Below are 15,910 nucleotides of genomic sequence, written 5' to 3' on the forward strand. Positions count from 1 at the left end.
ACATAGATTTATTTATAATCAAATGATATACTTAATTTGTAAATAATAGTCAATTGTCAACAATAGAAATATAAAACTTTATAGTTAAAAGCGGTATATTTTATGAGGTTTATTAAATGAAAAGATTATCGAGGAGAGTTAGAGTGCTAATATCAAGTATTTTATTTATTATTGTACTAGCAAATTTTGCTATATGGCAGAACAATAGTATTGAGGTTTCAAATTTTGAATTTTATAATTCTGAAATTCCTTCAGACCTTAATAATTTTAAGATTGTACATATTTCTGATTTACACAATAAAATGTTTGGGAAAGAACAATCAAATATATTAGATAAATTAGAGTTAATGGAGGAATTATGTATATAGATGCACACACACATTTAGATTTTTTTGAAGAAAATATAGAAAAAGCAATTGAAGATATAAATAAGAATGGAATATTAACTTTAGCTAATAGTATGGATGTAGAAAGCTATATTAAGAATAAAGAATATAGCAAACAAAGCAAATTTATTAAGCCATGCTTTGGTATCCACCCATGGAAAGCAGCAGAATATAAAGGAGGTTTAGAAGAGCTTATACCATATATAGAAGAAAGTGAAATAATAGGTGAAATAGGCCTAGATTATGTTTGGGTGGAGGATACAAGCACTTATGAAGCACAAAGAAGGATTTTTAATTTTATATTGAACGAAAGTATTAAAAGAAATAAGTTTGTAAGTATTCATACGAAAGGTGCAGAAGAGGAAATTTATAATACTCTTAAAAAGTATAATTATAATAAGGCTATTATACACTGGTATAGTGGGGAAATAAGTACATTAGAGAAATATATTGAGCTTGGTTGTTATTTTACAATAAGTGTAGATATAGGTTATTCAGATAAAACTAATGAAGTTTTAGATAAAATACCATTAAATAAAATACTTATAGAAACTGATGGACCAACAGCATTAGAATGGGTAAATGGAGAGTATGGTTATCCAAGTGCAATAATAGATGTAGCTAAAAAAGTTGCAGATTATAAGAAGATAGATCTTAATGAATTACTGAAAAGTATAGAGAAAAATTATTCAAAAATCATTAATTAGAATAATTTAATTATAGGAGATATCGCAAAGACATTTAATTAAATTGTTTGATAACTCCTGTGTATAAATAAAGTCTTGTGTTGAGATATACATTAGATTTTGAAAGGGGGGAAGTTAAATGATGAATCTTATGTTTGTTGGGATACCAATGCTAATTATGATAGCAGTTTTAATTTTATTAGGTATGTATGTTTATAAAGTTATTCAAAATCAATCATCGTCTTTAAATATTATGATAATTGGAATATCAGTAATATTATTTTCTATTTTAATTTCAATGGCAACTATAAAAATAATAGTAGGAATTTTAGGACTTATAATTGTGCTATATGGAGCAAATAAAAGTAATAATTAGAATAAGTATATAATAATTAATTTATTTCTTAAATTTATTAGATAATAGGCTTCTTTAATTGATAAGAATTATTGATTAACTTGACATTTATAGTAAAGATGAATAAAATGGAATTATAAAAAGTAAATAGAAATCTGGGGGGGCAGCGAACTGCCTGAGATAAAATTGTTACTATTTTGACCCATGAACCTGATTTGGATAATGCCAACGTAGGGAGATTATTTGTTATTGAATAAAAATATACAAATTGAACTATAAAACAGTATTTCTAATCAGAGATACTGTATTTTTTTACGCTATGGACAAAATAGGATTTGTTTACTTTTAAATATATTAAGAAGGAGGAGAGGGCTATGTCACTTTGTAATGTAAGTCTTCAAGTTATACCAACAGTAAGTGAGGATAGAATTTATCCTGTTGTGGACAAGGTTATTGAATATATAGCATCTACTGGAGTTAAGTATGAAGTAGGGGCTATGGAAACAACAATGGAAGGTGAACTTGAAGAACTATTAGAGATAGTAAAGAAATCTCAAGAAATTTGTACCGAAGAAGGTGCATCAAGAGTAGTATCTATGGTTAAAATAGATTATAAAAAAGAAGGCGTGACGATGGATGAAAAGATTAAGAAGTATAGGAAATAAGATAGCACCTATAGTTTTTATTTTAATTTTGTTAATTATATGGGAACTTATAGTTAATGTTGGAGGAATAGAAAAGTATATATTACCTGCTCCAACTGATGTTATAGAAGTATTAATTAAAGATTTCAAAAATATGATACCACATATTTTTGCAACTCTATATGAAGGTCTAGTAGGATTTTTAATTGCAATAGCATTATCTATTATATTAGCAATAATTATGGATATGGTTCCATTAATTAAAAGAGCTTTATATCCAGTTCTTGTTATTTCTCAAACTATACCAACAGTTGCTCTTGCACCATTATTTATAATTTGGTTTGGTTTTGGGGCGTTACCTAAAATAATAGTTGTAGTTATAGTGTGTTTTTTCCCTATAGTAATAAGTATAGTTGATGGACTTGAAGGTGTAGATAAGGATTTAATAAATCATTTTAAATTGATGGGAGCATCAAAATTTAATGTATTTTTACATTTGAAATTACCTTATGGAATGATAAATTTCTTTTCAGGTATGAGAATTGCAGCAACATACAGCATTATGGGAGCTGTAATTGGAGAGTGGCTTGGAGGCGATAGAGGTCTTGGGGTATATATGACAAGAGCAAGAAGCGCATATGCATTAGATAAGATGTTTGCATCAATAGTAATTATAGTTGCTATAAGCATGGGAATATTCCTTTTAGTTTCTTTAATGGAGAAGGTATTTACTCCATGGAATAATAAAAAACTAAGTATGAAGAAATAAAATTAAGAACAATGAATTTAGAGGTGAAATAGTAATGTTAAAAAAGAAAATTATATCAGTAGTATTAGCGTCAGTAACAGCACTAACAATATTTACTGGATGTAGCAAAAAAGATGAAGGGGTAAAGAGTTCTGAAGGTTTAGAAAAGGTAACTGTAATTTTAGATTGGACACCAAATACTAATCATACTGGATTATATGTTGCACAGGAAAAAGGATATTATAAAGAACTTGGCTTAGATGTTGAAATAATACAACCATCAGAAGGATCATCACTCCAACTTTTAGCTGCTGGTAAGGGAGATTTTGCAGTAAGTTATCAAGAAGATTTAACATATGCAAGAACATCAGATAGTCCACTTCCAGTTAAAGCTATAGCAGCAATAATTCAACATAATACATCAGGCTTTGCGTCTCCAAAAGAAAAGGGCATTGAAACAGTTAAGGATTTTGAAAATAAAGTTTATGGTGGATGGGGAAGTCCATCAGAACAAGCTATATTAAAGGCTGTAATGGAGAAAAATGGAGCAGATTTTAGTAAATTAAAAATTGTAGATGCGGGAACAGAGGATTTCTTTATTGCAACTAAGAATAATTTAGATTTTGAGTGGACATTTGAAGCTTGGACTAATACAGAAGCTAAGCTAAGAGGTTTTGATATAAACTATATACCAGCTAGAGATTTAGATCTAGCTTTAGATTATTACACACCAATTATTGCAGCAACTGAAGATACTGTTAATAACAAAAAAGATTTAGCTAAGAAGTTTATGGAGGCAACTACTAAGGGATATGAAGAGGCTATAGCAAATCCTGAAGAAAGTGCAAAGCTATTAGTAAGTAAAGTACCTGAAATTAGTGAAGAGCTTGCAATAGAAAGCCAAAAGTATCTTGCAGATAAATATATGGAAGATACTAAGATTTGGGGAGAAATGAAAGATAGCGTGTGGGATAACTATACAAAATTCTTATATGATAATAAATTAATCAATAAGGAAATGAAAGCAAGTGAGGCTTATACAAATGAGTTCTTATCAAAATAAAATTGTGTTAAAAAATGTATCTAAGTCCTTTGATGAAATGGAAATATTAAGAGATATTAATATAGATGTTAAAGAGGGAGAACTTATATCTATTCTAGGACCATCAGGTAGTGGTAAAAGTACAATATTTAATATTTTAACTAACATAATAAATAGTGATAGTGGAGAAGTAGAGGTAAATGGAAAATTAAGCTACATGTATCAAAAGGATATGATGGTACCTTGGAAAAAGGTTATAGATAATATAGGTATTCCACTTATATTTAAGGGAAATAGCAAAAAGAGCGCAAGAGAAGAAGTAAAAAAACATATAGATGAATTTGGGCTTAAGGGATTTGAATATAAATATCCATTGCAATTATCAGGTGGAATGAAGCAAAGAGCCAACTTTTTAAAAACTTATTTAACATCTAACGATATAATGCTTTTAGATGAACCCTTTGGAGCATTAGATTCTATGACGAGAAGAAAGATGCAAAAATGGCTTTTAGATTTAACTAAAAAAATGAATTCAACTATATTATTTATAACTCATGATATAGAAGAAGCGATATTACTTTCTAACAGGATATATATAATATCAGAAAAACCTGCAAGTATAAAAGGTGAAATAAAAGTTAATTTACCTAAAGAGAGAAATGAAGATATAGTTACTAGTGATGAATTTGTAGCTATAAAAAAAGAAATATTAAAGCTTATGTAAAAAGAAAAAGATGCAGTATTATACTAATGTTATTAATTTAAAATTTTGTAACATTGATATGATACAGCATCTTTTTTTATTAGGTTATTAAAATACTCTAATTATATATAAAGAGTATTATCATCATTAATGTAGATATTAATGTAGATATTAATGTACATAGAAGAAATTTATGTTACAAATATTCTAAATTATTAAATGAAAAGAATTTTTGGAAAAAATTAAATGATATGGTAATATTATTATAAAGGTAAATTTAAAATCTATAAAAAGGGGGAGCTTGGTTTTAGAGCCAAGGAAGTATATGGGCAATAAGATTAGAATAGGTATTGTAGGTTATGGAAATATTGGTAAAGGTGTAGAATTAGCTTTAGAACAAAATCCAGATATTCAATTAGAGGCTATTTTTACAAGAAGAAATCCAAAGAAATTAGTAACTACTTCAAAGGTAGAACATATTTCAGAGATTGAAAGTTATAAGGGGAAAATAGATGTTATGATTCTTTGTGGGGGTTCTGCTACTGATTTACCAAGGCAAACACCTGAGATAGCAAAAATGTTTAATACAGTAGATAGTTTTGATACTCATGCAAAGATTCCAGAATATTTTAATGTCTTAGATAATGTAACTAAAAATGCTGGTACTATTTCACTTATATCAGTTGGTTGGGATCCAGGTTTATTTTCATTAAATCGTCTTCTAGGTCAGGTAGTACTTAAAAATGGAAAAGATTATACCTTTTGGGGTAAGGGTGTAAGTCAAGGACATTCAAATGCTATTAGGAGAGTTAAAGGTGTTAAGGATGGAGTTCAATATACTGTACCAATTAAAAGTACTATTGAAATGATTCGTACAGAAAATAATAAAGATTTTTCAGCTAGAGAAAAGCATGAAAGAATTTGTTATGTTGTACCAGAAGATGATGCAGATTTAGATTATATTAAAAATGAAATTATAAATATGCCTGATTATTTTTCAGAGTATAACACAACAGTAAATTTTATAACTGAAGAAGAAATGAATAAAAATCATAAGGGTATGCCTCATGGGGGATTTGTTATTCGTACAGGGATTACAGGAGATGGTACAAAACAAAGAATGGAATTTAGTTTAAAGCTTGATAGTAATCCAGAGTTTACTTCTTGTGTGCTATTATCTTATGCAAGAGCTGTGTATAGATTACATAAAGAAGGGCAAACAGGAGCACGTACAGTGCTAGATATCCCATTTAGCTATTTATCTCCAAAATCAGGAGAAGAACTTAGAAAAGAATTATTATAAGATTAAAATAGGATATCTCAAGGTATTTTGAGGTATCCATTTATTTTAAAAATATGAAATAAATATATTAGATTGGGGATAGAATTATGAGATTTAAAATATTACATACCAATGATGTACATAGTAGGTTTGAGAATTTTGCTAAAATTACTACTAAAATAAAAGAATTGAGAGATGAAAATACATTGATTTTAGATGCAGGAGATTATCATGATTTTAAAGACGTAATGCTTCAAGGGACGATGGGGCAAGCTGGAGGAGAATTGCTTTTAGAAGCTGGATATGAAGCTATTGCAATTGGTAATAATGAAGCCTTTGAAAGTTTAGAAATATTAAATGCTATGGTGAATAATGATAAAGTACCATTCTTATCTTGTAATTTAGTTAAGTTAGATAGAAGTAGAATTTTAGGAGTTAAAAGAAGTATTATAATAAATAAATCTGGTGTAAGATTTTTAATAATAGGAACATCCCCCAATTATAAAACCTTTCTTAATCTCTTAGGTATGGATAGTTTAGATTATAAAGAAGAGATTAAGAAAGAATTAAGTGATAATAAAGGTAAGTATGATGTGTGCATTTTACTTTCACATTTAGGACTTATTGAAGATACCGATATAGCTAATACTATGGAGGGAATAGATATTATAATTGATGGTCATAGTCATGAACTTATGATAGAACCTAGGTTAGTAAAAAATACTGTAATTCATATGTCAGGATGCTATGGTGAAAATTTAGGGCTTTTGGGATTTGATTATAATGGAAAGATAAATGATATTAATGGAATAAATATTAATATAAAAGATGTAGAAATGGATAAAAATATTATAAAAATCATTGAGGAAAATAAAAAAATTGCAAATGCTAGTCTTGGAGTACCTCTTTATAGTATTAATAGAGATATGTGGCATGATGTTATAGAGGAAAATCCAATAACTAATTTATTAGCAGATGCTATTAAGGATGTACTTAAATGTGATATTGGTTTAATTAACAGCGGAATTATGAATAGTGGTATAAGAAAAGGAAAAGTATCATTTAAAAAGTTAATTGAAATATGTCCATCACCATTAAATCCAACTTATATGGAGATAAAGGGGAAGTATATAAAAGAAGCTTTAGAGGAATCTTTAGATCCAGAATTGTGTTATAAAGAGGGTAGAGGCTCAGGTTTTAGAAGAAGATTCTTAGGAAGACTTCATATATCAGGTGCTATAATTGAACATGATGATAATAATATTAAGAGAGTAATTATAAATGGTAAAGATATTGATGAAGAAAAATATTATAGTGTTGCTACTTCAGACTATTTACAAAGGGGAACTGGATACAAGTCTTTAGCTAATAATAGGAATGTTAGATATAATCCAGAATATCTTAGAATAACACTTAGAGATTATCTATCTAGAGATATTTTTTTGAATAAGTCTTATATTGATAGATGGATTAAAATATAAAGTAATGTAGTACTTTTTGTTTATTAAAAGTCATATGCCTATATTTATTATAATGCGATAAATATTTTTATTAATGGTTTTGATGATTATTTTTGCTGCTTTGTAAGAGCAGCTTTTTTAATGCACATTTTAATATATTTGCCTTGAATATAGTCCATTAATGAACCAATAGCTTGAATTAAATATGATTTACATATAAAATTAAAACTTATTGATAATTCAAATAAATGTGAATATATAGATTTTAAGAATAGTATAACTACTACATAAGGTATTTTAAGAATAGAATAAATACTATATATGGTATAAAAATAAAAGTCAAGACTTGAAAGTGAATTTTAAATTATGTAATATAGAGAAAGACAAAAAGTAAAGGATAGGTGAAGCATGTTGATAGTTGTTGGTGGTATGATAGGTCTTGGGAAAAGTTCTGTGGCTGAAATTTTAGGGGAGCACTTTAAATCAGATGTATTTTATGAAAGTGTAGATGATAACCCTATTTTACCTTTGTTTTATAGTGAAAATGAAGAAGAAATCCAAAAGAAGAGATATCCATTTTTATTACAACTTTATTTTTTAAACACTAGATTTAAAAGTATAAAAGAAGCATTAGTACATAATAATAACGTTTTAGATAGATCAATTTATGAAGATTGGTACTTTGCTAAGAAGAACATGGAACTTGGCAGAATTAACGACTTAGAAATGAAAATATATGAAGATCTTCTACATAATATGCTAGAAGAATTAGAAGAACTTCCTAAGAAAGCTCCAGATATAATGGTATATTTAAAAGGTTCTTTCGAAACAGTTTTAAATAGAATAGCATTAAGAGGAAGAGAATTTGAAATTGATGAAAGCTTAAAGGAATATTATCACTTCCTATGGAAAGATTATGATGCGTGGGTAGAAAATTGTTACAAGGCATCAGAAGTTTTAATAATAGATATGGATAATATGGATGTAGTAAATAACGAAGCTGATAAAGAAAAGCTTATAGAGCTAGTAGAAGAAAAACTTAGAGAAGTTAGAGCTATTGAAGAAATTGCATAGTAGTAGCTTATAGAAAAGTAGAGCAACAAAATAGGTTGCTCTACTTTTTTTAGGATAATAACTAATACCTATATATAACATGTATTTTGTTAGAAAAATTTAAGTAATAGAATGAGATTTTTGTAAGTTTTTAAATATAAGATATTAATATTAGGATATAGAATTGAAATAAATAAGAAAATGATAAAGTTAATAAGAGGAGTTATTTTGAAAGATAATCTTAAAAGTAAATTGGAACTAAAGATTAAAAAAGTATGGATTCTCATTGTAGGAATATTGAATATTATTACCTCTTTATGCTTAAATTTTAATGAGTTTTTAATGGGAGGACCAGTAAAGTTTAAAAATATAATAGTATCAATAGTATATATACTATTTTGGCCTGCAATTATTTTACTAGCAAATTGGTTGAAAAGTAAGAAGTTATTAAAAATATTTTTAGGATTTTGGATACTTGATTTAATATTAATAGTATTAATGATAATTATATCAAAGTTAGATATTTATCTTCCATTAATTATACCATTTATATTACTTTGCTTTGGCCCAATGTATGGATTAGATGGATTAGATGGATTTAGTAGTGTCATAAGAACTATAATTTCTATTTTTAGTTGTGTATTTATTTATTATTTAATAAAAAGGAAAAATGCTAAGTAAAGAAATTAGAAAGATATATAATAACAGGACATATTCTTATGGATATTTAGATAAGGTTTATAAAAGAGATATTAATTTAAAGTAGCTTTTTTATGGGAAAGATTTTATAAAAATATTAAATATTTAGTTTTATGCATATTTAAATAATAGATAAAAAAAATCTCATTAAAAACTCTTTTAAGTAAGGAAAATCAATAACTTAAAAGGGGCTCGCGTTTCGCGAGCCCCTTAGAAAAGTAATAAGAAAGTGTAAAGGGAGTCGCGTTACGCGACGTCCTTAATAAAAGTAAGCTATTAACTTTTGAGTAAATAGTTCTCTGTGATTTTCCTTTTTTATGTTATAATTATAGCAATTTGTGATTATTTAAAGATACTGGCTTTGAACAGAAATAAAAATACATTTAGTGAGGAGGAATTAATAATAGATTATATATAAGTTGTAATAAATATCATACATTTATATAATTATACTTATAATTGATGGTATTTAAGTAAAGTAATTATTTTACCAACTTATATAAAAATTCAAATAATTATATGCTTTCAATTTTGCTAATTTACTTAGATAAGAATATTAACTTTTAATTATATAACACTAAAGTGATGAAGAGAATTAATTGAAACATATATATATTGAAATTTATTATTAAAGTATTTATGAGAAATCTGAATGAAATAAAAGAAAGAATAAGCAAAGAAAGTTACGAAGTAATAAATAATGAAATAGATAGGGATTTATTTAAATATCTAGTAGAAGATATTTTAGAAAATTATAAAGCTTTTGATAAGGGACATGGTATAAATCATATAGCAACTGTAATAGATTCATCAATTAAATTGTCAAAATATTTCCCAGTAAATAAAAATATGGTATTAACTATTGCAATATATCATGATTTAGGAATGAGTATAGATAGAAAAACTCATCAAATACATTCAAGGGATATGCTTATAAATGATAGTAATCTAAAAAAATGGTTTACCAAAGAAGAACTTATATTAATGGGGGAAGCATGTGAAGATCATAGGGCATCAAATGCTCATGAGCCAAGAAGTATATATGGATATATAGTTTCAGATGCTGATAGAACAACAGATATATACGATATGATAGAAAGATGCTATAACTTTTCAAGAAAGAATTACAATGATTTGAATGAAGAAGAGACATATAGAAGGGTTTATTCACATCTAGTAGAAAAGTATGGTGAAGGTGGTTATGCTAAGTTCTATTTAGAAGAAAGTAAAGAAGTAATAATGAAGCCTTACATAGAAGCACAAGAAATCTTAAAAAAAGAGGAGAATTTCAAGGTTTATTACAATAAAATTGTATTTAATTAGAATTTTTATAAAAATATGAAGATTTTAAAGATATTTTTTGAGAATTAACGTAGGTTTAAGCCTACGTTTTTTTTTATGGATTTTCATTTTAAAAAAATAGGAGTATTATATAATGATTAAATGTAATAGATAGACTAGGAGATGAACGATATGAAGATAAAAAAAGAGTGGGCTATACTTCTTACAGTATTACCTATGACTTTTATGACTACTCTTGATAGTAGTATTGTAAATGTAGCGCTACCAACAATGGCTAGAGATCTTGGTACAACGATGGCTGGTATTGAATGGGTTGTTACAAGTTATTTAATAACAATATGTGCAACTATTCTTTTATTTGGTAGACTTGGAGATATAATTGGAAAAAGTAAAGTATTTAAAATAGGAATAGGAGTTTTTACTTTAGGTTCACTTCTTTGTGGATTATCAAATAGCCTTATAATGCTTATTATATCTAGAATAATTCAAGCAATAGGTGCAGCAGCAGCAATGGCAACTAATCAAGGAATAATTACAGAAACATTTCCTCCTACAGAAAGAGGAAGAGCTCTTGGAATGACAGGAACAGCAGTAGCTTTAGGAACTATGGTAGGACCAACATTAGGTGGACTTATAGTATCAGTAGCACCTTGGGAATACATATTTTTAATAAACATACCTATAGGAATTTTAGTTTATATTGGTGTAGTAAAAGTATTAAACTTTGAAAAAGTTAAAGAAAAAGTTCCATTTGATATAAAAGGAACTATTTTATTTATGTTTGCAGTAATATTATTATTTACATCTATAAACTTTGGTCAAAGTTTAGGATATACTAACCCTATGATTATAGGCGTTCTTATACTTTCTTTAATATTATTGTTAATGTTTATAAAGATAGAGCAAAAGATACAAAGCCCTATGTTAGATATAAGTATATTTAAAAATAAGTTATTTTCATTAAGTATATTTTGTGGATTTACATCTTTTGTAGCCATAGGTGCAATAAATATAATTTTACCATTTTATTATCAAGATGTATTAAAGCTTAGCCCAAGTGCAGCAGGATTTATGATGACAGTTTCACCAATAATACTAGCTATTGTAGCTCCTATAAGTGGACATCTTTCAGATAAAATTGGAAGTGAAAAAATATCTGCTTTAGGATTAAGTATTTTAACAATAGGTGTATTTTGCTTAACTATATTTACAGAATTCACATCACTTATAGTTGTTGCAATATTTGTAGGATTATTATCTTTTGGAAGTGGGATTTTCCAATCACCAAATAATTCATTGATAATGTCAACAGTAGACAAAAATAAGCTTGGTATTGCTGGAAGTATAAATGGATTAGTAAGAAATTTAGGAACAACAACTGGAATAGCACTTTCAACAAGCCTCTTATATAGTAGAATGAGTAGTAAAATTGGATATAAAGTTACAGGATATATAGAAGGAAGAGCAGATGCTTTTATATATGGTATGAGATTTGTATTCGTTGGAATTGGATGTATTTGTTTAGTTGGAGCTATTTTAACATTACTTAGAGTTATAAATAAAAAATCGAAGTCATTAAGTTAATTGAATTTATAAACATAGTAGAAAGGTATAGAATTGAAAAAGTATTCTATACCTTTTTGAATATAAAAGTATTAAAATTTAGAAAAGGTTGTTTGCGAACGAGATAATGTTACTGCAATATGGTATTATAGTTATTATTTGCAAATATATTTGGTATAGATATTAAAATAATATTTTGAATATACCAGTGTTCTATAAAAATAACTAATAAATTTGGGGAAACAATACTACTATGAATTTTTATAGTATAAAAAGGGGGAAAAATGAAAATTAATCTTTTGAAAGACAAAAACTTTTCACTTCTAATGTTTGGAAAAATAACATCTTTAATTGGGTCATATATGCAAAGTTTTGCATTATCACTATTTGTATTAAACACTACGGAATCAGCATCTAAATTTGCATCTATACTTTCTGTTGCTTTAATTCCAGAGCTAATATTATCACCATTTGCTGGAGTAATAGTTGATTGGTTTGATAGAAAGAAAATTTTAATTATTTTAGATTTAGTTAGTGGATTAGTAGTAACAATTTTCGCTATCATGTATTTTATTACAGGGGAAATGCCATTAAGTTATATTTATATTTTAGTAATAACGCTTTCTTTAATTTCTACTATAGATAATCCAACTCTTCAGACAATAATTCCTACCATAACAAAAAAGGAAGATTTAGTAGAAGCTAATGCGTTGAATTCACTCATAATGTCTATTGGAAATGTAATATCACCTGCTATTGCTGCAGTAGTTTATGGAGGTTTTGGATTAGAGGCTGTTTTTATAGTAAATTCAATTTCATTTTTTATTTCAGCGATTTCAGAAATCTTTTTAGTTATTCCTAAAAATATTAAGGAAAAAGGTAAGCTTTCTTTAAAGAGCTTTACTAGAGAATTTAAAGAAGGAATAGGCTTTATTAAAAAAAGAAAAGATATTATAAATATAATTAGTTTAGCAATGATTTTAAATTTTTCTTTTGGTGCTTTTACTATAGGAAGTATTTATATCAGTAAAAGTATCCTTAAAGTTTCAGATTTTCAATACGGGATAGTAGATTCTATTGGAGTAATAGGAATGATAGTTGCAACTTTTTTTGTAGGATGGCTTTCTAAAAAGAATTCTGTTGGAAAGAACATTTACAGCAGTTTGATGATATCGTCCATAGCTTTATCAGGATATGCTGTTGTAGCTTTTGATTCTTTAGTTTCAATAAGTGGTAGTAAAATATATTTATATTTATTAATGTTAATAGTAACTTTTACTATATGTTTATTTATAGCACTTGCAAATACATTTTTAAATACAAATTTTCAATATATTGTTCCATTAGATTTTATGGGAAGGGTATCGACAGTTATGGGAACTGGCTGTATGATTGCAATGCCATTAAGTAATATGATGTATGGATACCTTTTTGATAAAATAAGTGTGCCAATTATATTTTTAATTTCATCTGGAATAATGATATTAGCAGTGCTTTCATATAAAAGAAAATTGATTGCTATAACAATGGAAGAAGAAAAAGCAAAGTTAGTTGATATCGAGAAAATATAAAATTAAATGAGAATATAAAATGAAAAATACTAATAATTTTACTTAAAACTAAAATTATTAGTATTTTTTTCTATAATATGTATTGTTGTTAAGAAAATTTATAAATGATAAAATTTTATTGTATAAACTAAATAAGCAAATTTATTTGCTTATTTTTTTGGTTTATAAGGGGATATTTTGATATAAATACAATTTTAACAATTATATTTTGATGAGGGGGATTTGAGATGATAGATAAAAATAATGATATGTATTTAGCTTGGCTTAGTCATAGAGAAATTAAAAATTCTAATTATAAGGAATATTTAAAATGTATATTTGTAGATTACAAATCAAGTGATATTATAAAAAATTCTTTATTAGAGTTAGAAAAAGCATTAAAGCATGCTTATGATGAAAAGGTAACTCAAAGTTTATATGTAAATAAAAATGATATACAAGCTAGTAAGTATATAAAACTAGAAATTAAAAATATTAATACATTAAGAAAAAATGGCTATGAAATTAAACAAAACTTTTTAGAAGATAAGAGCTTTATAAGTGTTTCATCACCAGATGAAAGTGGAATTTTATATGGAGTATTTCATTTATTAAGACTATTAGAACAAAACATGGAATTTACTGAAGATCCTATAATAGAAAATCCAGAAAATGAACTAAGGCTTATAAATCAATGGGACAATATAGATGGAACAGTTGAAAGAGGCTTTGCTGGAAGTTCTATATTTTATGAAAGTGTAAGAAATAAAAATAAAATGAAGGAAATAATGAAGGTTATAGGTATACCTGCTAGTAGTGATTTAATAAGAGAAGCATTTAATGATGAATATAAACTTGCAGAGGACTTAGATAGAATTAATGATTATGCTAGGCTTTTAGCATCTATAGGCGTTAATGGAATAGTTATAAATAATACTAATGTTCATAAAGAGGAAACTTATTTTATTGATGATAAAATAGATATGATAAAAATAGTTAGTGACATTATGAGTAAATGGGGAATTAAAATATATCTTAGTATTAATTTTGCTGCGCCTATAACTTTGAAAGCATTAGATACTTCAGATCCATTAGATACAGAAGTTATTAAATGGTGGGAAGAAAGAGTTAAATTTGTTTATGACAATATACCTAACTTGGGTGGGTTTATGGTGAAAGCTGATTCAGAAGGAAGACCAGGACCCTTTACTTATGGAAGAAATCATGCTGATGGTGCAAATATGTTGGCAAAATCTTTAAAGTCATATGGAGGAATATTGATTTGGAGGTGTTTTGTATACAACTGCAAGCAAGATTGGCGTGATTATTCAACAGATAGAGCTAAAGCAGCTTTTGAATGTTTTGGTCCACTTGATGGAGAATTTTTAGATAATGTATATTTACAAATTAAAAATGGTCCTATGGATTTTCAAGTAAGGGAGCCTATTTCACCTTTATTTGGAGGAATGGATAATACAAATAAAATATTGGAACTTCAAATAACTCAAGAATATACAGGCCAACAGAAAGATGTTTGCTTTTTAGTTCCATGGTGGAAGGAAATTTTAGATTTTAAAACTTATGCAAACAATAGAGATTCAAGTGTTAAAGAAAGAATCAAAGGTGTAGCAGCTATATCTAATATTGGTAATGACTTAAACTGGACTGGAAATTTTTTAGCCCAAGCTAATCTTTATGGATATGGGAGATTAATCTGGAATAGTAAAATAACAAGTGAAGAAATAGTAAATGAATGGATTAATCTTACTTTTGGAAATAATGAAATAGTATTAAGGAATATTAAATTTATACTATTAAATTCATGGAAAAGCTATGAGAATTATACATCACCTTTAGGAATTGGATGGATGGTTTCACCAGGGCATCATTATGGGCCTGATATTGATGGATATGAATATTCTCCATGGGGAACCTATAATAGAGCAGATTGTAATGGTATAGGAATAGATAGAACGATAAAAAATGGGACAAGATATATAGAACAATATAAATCACCATTAAAAGAAATATATGAGGATATAAATAGATGTCCAGATGAATTATTATTATTTTTCCATAATGTTAAATACACTCATTTATTGAAAAGTGGAAAAACAGTAATTCAGCATATATATGATTCACATTTTGAAGGTTATGATTTAGTAGAAAAATTTATAGATAAACTAGATGAAATAAAGGAACTTATAAATGAAGATATATATTTACATCTTAAACTGAAGTTTAATGAGCAATTAGAAAATGCTAGAGAATGGAGGGATAGAGTTAATACTTATTTTTATAGAATGTCAGGAATAAGTGATGATAAAAATAGAAAAATATATTAATCTATAATTTGTGGTATTTTTTACTATAATTTGGAAGGTTGTTATTTAAAGGGTAAATGATAAAATTTAATTAATAGATTTAAGTCTTAAAA

General features: G+C 26.9%; 15 protein-coding genes and 1 riboswitch. All 15 genes read left to right on the forward strand.

The window, feature by feature from the left end; translation table 11 throughout:
* The first annotated feature begins 116 nt into the window (after positions 1 to 116).
* The 15 genes from I2E83_RS09010 (at position 117) to I2E83_RS09080 (ending at position 15,818) form a co-directional block, all read left to right on the forward strand.
* The gene (locus I2E83_RS09010) at positions 117 to 368 is read left to right on the forward strand and encodes a hypothetical protein (protein ID WP_195429494.1); all 252 of its coding nucleotides are present in this window, start codon (positions 117 to 119) and stop codon (positions 366 to 368) included.
* Positions 359 to 1,093 (forward strand): TatD family hydrolase, encoded by a 735-nt coding sequence (locus I2E83_RS09015; RefSeq protein ID WP_195429496.1) that lies wholly within the window; start codon positions 359 to 361, stop codon positions 1,091 to 1,093. Before I2E83_RS09010 ends, I2E83_RS09015 begins: the two co-directional genes overlap by 10 nt.
* Before the next feature lie 118 nt (positions 1,094 to 1,211).
* A complete protein-coding gene (locus I2E83_RS09020) occupies positions 1,212 to 1,448 on the forward strand; it encodes a hypothetical protein (RefSeq protein WP_195263362.1) in 237 nt (78 codons plus the stop codon).
* A 125-nt stretch (positions 1,449 to 1,573) separates the two neighbouring features.
* Positions 1,574 to 1,681, forward strand: a riboswitch (TPP riboswitch).
* A 120-nt stretch (positions 1,682 to 1,801) separates the two neighbouring features.
* Positions 1,802 to 2,092, forward strand: coding sequence for a thiamine-binding protein (locus I2E83_RS09025; RefSeq protein WP_195429498.1), 291 nt, complete (start codon positions 1,802 to 1,804; stop codon positions 2,090 to 2,092).
* Positions 2,064 to 2,840: an ABC transporter permease gene (locus tag I2E83_RS09030; RefSeq protein WP_195263364.1), complete on the forward strand. Its 777-nt coding sequence runs from the start codon at positions 2,064 to 2,066 to the stop codon at positions 2,838 to 2,840. The genes I2E83_RS09025 and I2E83_RS09030 overlap by 29 nt, the downstream gene beginning before the upstream one ends.
* A 34-nt stretch (positions 2,841 to 2,874) precedes the next feature.
* Positions 2,875 to 3,882 (forward strand): ABC transporter substrate-binding protein, encoded by a 1,008-nt coding sequence (locus I2E83_RS09035; protein WP_195429500.1) that lies wholly within the window; start codon positions 2,875 to 2,877, stop codon positions 3,880 to 3,882.
* Entirely contained in the window at positions 3,863 to 4,585 is a 723-nt protein-coding gene (locus I2E83_RS09040; protein ID WP_195263366.1) for an ABC transporter ATP-binding protein, read from the forward strand. The genes I2E83_RS09035 and I2E83_RS09040 overlap by 20 nt, the downstream gene beginning before the upstream one ends.
* Before the next feature lie 304 nt (positions 4,586 to 4,889).
* A complete protein-coding gene (locus I2E83_RS09045; protein ID WP_195429576.1) occupies positions 4,890 to 5,867 on the forward strand; it encodes a diaminopimelate dehydrogenase in 978 nt (325 codons plus the stop codon).
* A gap of 86 nt (positions 5,868 to 5,953) precedes the next feature.
* A complete protein-coding gene (locus I2E83_RS09050) occupies positions 5,954 to 7,327 on the forward strand; it encodes a bifunctional UDP-sugar hydrolase/5'-nucleotidase (protein WP_195429502.1) in 1,374 nt (457 codons plus the stop codon).
* A 387-nt stretch (positions 7,328 to 7,714) separates the two neighbouring features.
* Positions 7,715 to 8,380, forward strand: coding sequence for a deoxynucleoside kinase (locus I2E83_RS09055; protein ID WP_195429504.1), 666 nt, complete (start codon positions 7,715 to 7,717; stop codon positions 8,378 to 8,380).
* A gap of 207 nt (positions 8,381 to 8,587) precedes the next feature.
* Positions 8,588 to 9,040, forward strand: coding sequence for a hypothetical protein (locus I2E83_RS09060; protein ID WP_195429506.1), 453 nt, complete (start codon positions 8,588 to 8,590; stop codon positions 9,038 to 9,040).
* A gap of 657 nt (positions 9,041 to 9,697) precedes the next feature.
* Entirely contained in the window at positions 9,698 to 10,381 is a 684-nt protein-coding gene (locus I2E83_RS09065; protein WP_195429509.1) for an HD domain-containing protein, read from the forward strand.
* A 150-nt stretch (positions 10,382 to 10,531) separates the two neighbouring features.
* On the forward strand, positions 10,532 to 11,944 hold the full coding sequence (locus tag I2E83_RS09070) for an MFS transporter (RefSeq protein ID WP_195429510.1): 1,413 nt from the start codon (positions 10,532 to 10,534) through the stop codon (positions 11,942 to 11,944).
* Positions 11,945 to 12,207: 263 nt separating this feature from the next.
* Positions 12,208 to 13,494 carry an MFS transporter gene (locus tag I2E83_RS09075; RefSeq protein WP_195429512.1) on the forward strand — a complete coding sequence of 429 codons (1,287 nt, stop codon included), beginning with the start codon at positions 12,208 to 12,210 and terminating at the stop codon, positions 13,492 to 13,494.
* A gap of 227 nt (positions 13,495 to 13,721) precedes the next feature.
* On the forward strand, positions 13,722 to 15,818 hold the full coding sequence (locus I2E83_RS09080) for an alpha-glucuronidase (protein WP_195429514.1): 2,097 nt from the start codon (positions 13,722 to 13,724) through the stop codon (positions 15,816 to 15,818).
* The last annotated feature ends 92 nt before the right edge of the window (positions 15,819 to 15,910 follow it).

This window comes from Clostridium sp. D46t1_190503_E9, assembly GCF_015555225.1.
Classification (GTDB): domain Bacteria; phylum Bacillota; class Clostridia; order Clostridiales; family Clostridiaceae; genus Clostridium.